Genomic DNA, 1,304 nt, shown 5'->3' on the forward strand with positions numbered 1-1,304 from the left:
TCTCCGTACCAGCCCGCCTTCGTTCCGCCCTCACCATCCGCTACCATCGGCTCGAAGCTTTCGAGGCGTGGAAATCCGCGGCAAATGCCGCTTGATCAACGACCGGCATGCCAGCTTTCAAACTCGGCGAGTTATCGTGACAACACCCGTCACACGGTACTTTGCCTTCGCAAACTTATCCCGCCGCGACGCGTTGAATTTGAAAGGCATCCCAGCATCCCGCAGTCAAATCGAAGGACCAGCTACGCATCGGAAACGATTTGTGCAACACGCTCCCCGATACCTGGAAGCTCTGGCATTGTGATGTGGCCGTCGATGACCTCCACCCCATCTGGAAATCCGCCGTAAGGTTGGAACAGGTCTGGATAGCTTGCGTTGCCCCCCAGCCCAAGCCCGGCTGCTATGTTCAGTGACATCTGATGCCCGCCATGCGGAATACAACGCGCAGGGGACCAGCCGAATTGCTCCATGACGTCGAGTGTCCTAAGGAATTCGACCAGCCCGTATGACAGGGCGCAGTCAAATTGCAGCCAGTCACGATCTGGCCGCATGCCGCCGTGTCGCAGAAGGTTGCGTGCATCCTGATGCGAGAACAAGTTCTCGCCTGTGGCCATGGGGCCTGCATAGAACTCTGACATCGCGGCCTGCAGGGCATAATCCAGCGGATCGCCGATTTCTTCGTACCAGAACAGCGGATACTGGCGCCCAAGGCTTACCGAAGGAAAGCCCGCATCAGTGTCCGGCCCCCGCGCTGACGCAAGACGACCACCACGCGGCGCTTGCCACTGCGATTGCCCAGTCGTTGCCGGGCGATCCGCCGCTCGCGCAGGTTGGCTGGCCGAACGTGACCTCCGAACGCGGCCCCATCGACTTTAACCTCGCGCCTTCTTAGAATTAGTGAGACAATGCCTCTCAAATCGCGCCCGGGCGCATAGCGATTGTAGTCCTGTCCCTGATAGCCAATGCGGAAAATCTTTTGGCAGGGTGTTGCGGGCGCGTATCGCATGTTGCACATTCAACTCTCAGGCACTGTTTTGGTCCGGCATACCCGGCGTTTTCGCCGCGCCACTGCGAACCGGAAATGGAGAGATAGCCGACCTGGAGCGTGAAACGGAATTCCAGAAGCGCGGAAAGGGTTGCATAGGGCGTGGGAGGGGAGCGGAACGCGCAGGCGGTATGAATCGTCCCGGTTTCACCGGAGACCTATAGCTTCATTTCACGCGACCATATCGAGCACGTCACGCTGTGCATAGAAGTTCTCTTCGGCCTCGACTGGTGGGATATTCCCGATGGGGCCAAGCAGG

At 58.9% G+C, this 1,304-nt stretch carries 2 pseudogenes; both read right to left on the minus strand.

The annotated features are described in order from the left end of the window. Positions 1-242: 242 nt before the first annotated feature. A pseudogene (locus BHD06_RS22655) lies at positions 243-704 on the minus strand (enolase C-terminal domain-like protein); the annotation flags it as partial. A 29-nt stretch (positions 705-733) separates the two neighbouring features. Next, positions 734-880: pseudogene (locus BHD06_RS24620) on the minus strand (IS1595 family transposase); the annotation flags it as partial. Positions 881-1,304: the final 424 nt, after the last annotated feature.

The sequence above is a fragment of the Roseovarius sp. A-2 genome (genome assembly GCF_002072155.1).
Classification (GTDB): Bacteria; Pseudomonadota; Alphaproteobacteria; order Rhodobacterales; family Rhodobacteraceae; genus Roseovarius.